Here is a 4,108-nt window from a genome sequence, read left to right on the forward strand (position 1 = left end):
TGCCGCGTTTCGTGAGGTTGCGCTGAATGATATCCGAGCCGAGGTTCGAGGTCGCGATGATGATGGTATTGGTGAAGTCCACCACGCGGCCCTTGCCGTCGGTCAAGCGGCCGTCGTCGAATACCTGCAACAGGATGTTGTACACATCAGGGTGTGCCTTCTCGATCTCGTCGAGCAGCACCACCGAATAGGGCCGGCGGCGGACCTTTTCGGTCAGCTGGCCCCCCTCGTCATAGCCGACATAGCCCGGAGGCGCGCCGACGAGCCGTGCCACCGCGTGACGCTCTCCATATTCCGACATGTCGATACGGATCATCGCGTCCTGATCGCCGAAGATCACCTCGGCGAGCGTCTTGGCCAGTTCCGTCTTGCCAACCCCGGTCGGCCCGAGGAACAGGAAGGTCGCGGTCGGACCGGAACCTTCGCGCAGACCCGCACGCGCCAGGCGCACCGCATCGGCCACGGCGCGGATCGCTTCTTCCTGGCCGATGACGCGCTCGTGCAGCTTCTCCTCGAGCTTGAGGAGCTTGTCCTTCTCCTCGGCGGTCAGCTCCGTGACCGGAACACCGGTGATCTTGGAGACGATCTGCGCGACATGATCGGCGCGCACCTCGGCGGTCGCCGAAGCTTGGTCGCGCTTCCAGATCTCCAGAAGCTCGTCAAGCTCCTTCTGCTTCTGCTCGAGTTCCTTCCTCAGTTCCGCTGCCCGGTCGAATTGCTTGCGGGCTGCGGCATAGTCCTGCTCGCGCTTGATCTGCGCGGCTTCGGCCTCCAGCTCCTGGACGTCCACAGGGCGCGCTGTGGCGCTGATCTTCACCCGTGCGGCTGCCTGATCGATCAGGTCGATCGCCTTGTCGGGCATGAAGCGGCCAGTGATGTAGCGATCAGAAAGCTCGGCTGCCGCGACGATGGCCTCGTCGGTGATCGTCACCTTGTGGTGCGCCTCCAGCGTGTCGCGCAGGCCGCGCAGGATCATGATGACCTGAGCTACCGTGGGTTCCTCGACATAAACCGGCTGGAACCGTCGCTCGAGCGCCGCGTCCTTCTCGATGTATTTCTGGTACTCGTTGAGCGTCGTCGCGCCGATCAGGTTCAGCTCGCCCCGCGCCAGCGCCGGCTTGAAGGTGTTGGCGATGTCGAGACCACCTTCGCCACCGCCCTGGCCGGCGCCGACGATGGTGTGGATCTCGTCGATGAACAGGATCAGGCTGTCCTTCTCCTCGGTGATCTCCTTGAGGATCTTCTGGACTCGCTCCTCGAACTCGCCGCGATACTTCGACCCGGCCACCATCGAGTTGATGTTGAGCTCGACCAGCCGCTTGTCGCGCAGCGCTTCGGGCACTTCGCCCGCGACGATCCGTTGTGCAAGTCCCTCGACGATGGCGGTCTTGCCCACGCCGGGCTCGCCGATCAGCACCGGGTTGTTCTTTTTCCGGCGGGCCAGCACTTCGATCGTCGTCTCGATCTCGCGGGCGCGGCCGATGACGGGATCGAGCTTGCCCTCGCGGGCGAGCTTCGTCAGGTCACGGCTGAACTGGTCGAGATCGGGCGTGCTGGAAGGCGCCTCCACGCGGCCTTCCTCGGCTCCCTTGCCCACGACCTTGGTCACCTGCTGGCGAAGCGCCTGCGGCGTCAATCCGTATTTGCGCAGGATCGACGCGGCCAAGCCTTCACCTTCCTCGGCAAGGCCGATCAGCAGGTGCTCGGGACCGACATAGGAATGGCCGAGTTCGTTCGAGGCGATGAAGGCCCGGTTCAGCGCGTCCTTCAGGCGAGGACTGACGCTGAGTTCGCCTTCCTTCTTGGCGTCTCCACGCTTCGCTTCTTTCTCGATCTGGCGCCGCAGATCGTCCACATCGACCTTGAACTGTTCCAGGATCGTCTTGACGACGTCAGACGCGGTCAATGCCAGAAGCAGATGTTCGGTATCGACCTCGCTGCGCCCGAATTCCCCGGCCTTCTGTGCGGCATCCTGCAGCAGCTTGTTGCCCTGTTCGCTCAGCCGGTCGGCGATGGTGCGTCCGCCGCCGCGCCGCGATCCACGCCGCGGCGCGCCCTCGCCGAAAGTGGCGTCGACGACAGCGTCATCGCCGTCACCCATGGAGCCGGGCGTGCCGCCTCGCAGCGGACTGTCACCAAAGAGGCTGCCGAAACCGCTTTCGCCGAAGAATTCGTCAAGAAGGGAACGCCGTCCGAACAGCGACTCCAGGGGCGAGGCGCTGCGCCCCGACCGGCGCGCCATTTCGCTATAATGCTGGTCGCAAAGCTCCATGTTCTGAACCCTGCCGTTCACCGAGGCGCGCACGCGCGCCGTCGCCGGGCGACCGCAAATATCGCAAGCTCCGTTTGCCATTCGTCTTCTCCGTTTTCATTATCCAGTCAGGCTTGGTCGCCGATCATCTGCGCCAGTGACAATGTCACGCGGCGACCGCTTCCGTTCGTTTCACCTTGGACCCAATAGCCACAAGATCGGGCTCGTCCACGGTCTCTCGTTGCAGGAGACCCTGCGCCGATTGCTCGGTAAGATCCAGTCTTCCTTTCCATGCCGATTTTGCTCCCTCTAGCGTGAGAGCTGCGCACGTATGCATTCGAGAAGTGCGAGAAGAACACGCCTCTCGTCGACTGATAGGTCCGGTCAAATGTCTTCCTTCAACGCGCTCGTCAGGGTTCTGGTTCTCGCAAGATTTTTTGCGTCTTTCTCGTCGGCACAACGGTCTGCGACCGCCGACGATTCGGTGGCGGCGACCGCTCGACCCAGCCCCCGCGCCATGCGGTCCACGAGTTGCCCGGCTGTCGCACTGCCGACTTCCAGCCGCGCCGTGAGGTCGCTGGTCGCGAGGCCGGGGAATCGTCCACATGGACGGCTGGCATCCACGACAGTCGCGTCTGACCGGGCTCACGGCTTTCATCGTCGATCCGCGGCTGGATGTGCTGGGCGACCGGATGGATCGTCGCGCCGATCAACGCATCGTCGGATGCAATCATCATTTGACCTCCAAGGGTCTGTTGGTCGTCGCGACGCTCCATCACACGCTGCTGGAGATTGAAATGCTGGCATGAATTATGCCTGCTTGGTATCATTGTGGCAGTAGAGCTGAACCGGGTTCATGATCGATATCTCTTGCCATGGCGCTCGATCCGTGAACGGCGTACTGTGGATCGTCATCTTCCGGCCTGAGGGGCAGAAGCCGAAGAGAATTCAGATCAGGGCAGCCTGGGAGGAGCTGGAACGATGAGCACCGACATCACGCCAGCCACCGAAAAGACGCCGACCCACGCGCCTGAAGCCGCCGCCGGCGGCCGCATCTACCGCCCGCTGACCGATATCGTCGAGACCGATCAGTGTGTCTCCATGATGGTCGAAATGCCTGGCGTGGCCGCCGATGTGGTCGAAATCACGTTTGAAAACCGCGTGCTGACGATCCGCGGCAAGGATGAGCCGATGCGGCCAGAAGATCTGGAACTTGCCTATGCTGAATATGCCGAGGGCGATTTCGAGCGTGACTTCACGCTTTCCAAGAACTTCGACCGCGACAGGATCGAAGCCGAGATGCGTGGAGGCCTCGTCACTCTGACGCTCGCCCGAGCCCCTGAAGGGCAGCCAAAAAGGATCGCCGTCAAGGGCGCCTGAAAACCGACGGAGACACCATCATGCAGATCAAGGACCTGATCCCCTGGGCGCGCAAGGACGGCGCGCCAGACGCCAAGAGCAGCGAAGACAACCCGATGGCGACGCTCCAGCGCGAAATGAACCATGTGTTCGAGAACTTCTGGAACCGGGTCGGTCAGTTCGAATGGCCCTGGGGCAGCGGCGAAGCCAAATCCGACGTGGTCGAGACCGACAACGCGATCGAAGTGTCGATCGAGCTGCCGGGCATGGAGATGAAGGACATCGAGGTGACGGTCAACGATGACATGTTGACCGTGAAGGGGGAGAAGAAGATCGAGCGCCAGGAGGAGAAAAAGGGATACTACCTTTCCGAGCGCAGCTACGGCGCGATCTACCGGACAATTCCACTCCCGCCCGGTGTGGATGGCGAAAAGGCGCAAGCATCCTTCAGGAACGGGGTTCTGACGATCAAGCTGCCGCAAACGCCCGAAGCCCAAG

4 protein-coding genes are annotated in these 4,108 nt (G+C 62.4%); 3 read left to right on the plus strand and 1 reads right to left on the minus strand.

Going from position 1 to position 4,108, the window contains the following annotated elements; all coding sequences use genetic code 11:
* A partial coding sequence (locus CK240_RS17115) for an ATP-dependent Clp protease ATP-binding subunit (RefSeq protein ID WP_095641493.1) occupies positions 1-2,353 on the minus strand: 2,353 nt, incomplete at its 3' end.
* A gap of 503 nt (positions 2,354-2,856) precedes the next feature.
* Between CK240_RS17115 and CK240_RS19045 the strand changes: the two genes are divergently transcribed.
* The 3 genes from CK240_RS19045 to CK240_RS17130 all read left to right on the plus strand — a co-directional run.
* Positions 2,857-3,060: a hypothetical protein gene (locus CK240_RS19045; protein ID WP_036731773.1), complete on the plus strand. Its 204-nt coding sequence runs from the start codon at positions 2,857-2,859 to the stop codon at positions 3,058-3,060.
* A 172-nt stretch (positions 3,061-3,232) separates the two neighbouring features.
* Positions 3,233-3,631 (plus strand): Hsp20/alpha crystallin family protein, encoded by a 399-nt coding sequence (locus CK240_RS17125; protein ID WP_036731776.1) that lies wholly within the window; start codon positions 3,233-3,235, stop codon positions 3,629-3,631.
* A gap of 20 nt (positions 3,632-3,651) precedes the next feature.
* On the plus strand, positions 3,652-4,108 hold a 457-nt coding region (locus CK240_RS17130; protein ID WP_095641492.1), incomplete at its 3' end, for an Hsp20/alpha crystallin family protein.

Origin of the sequence: Paracoccus salipaludis, from assembly GCF_002287065.1 — a bacterium.
GTDB lineage: Bacteria > Pseudomonadota > Alphaproteobacteria > Rhodobacterales > Rhodobacteraceae > Paracoccus > Paracoccus salipaludis.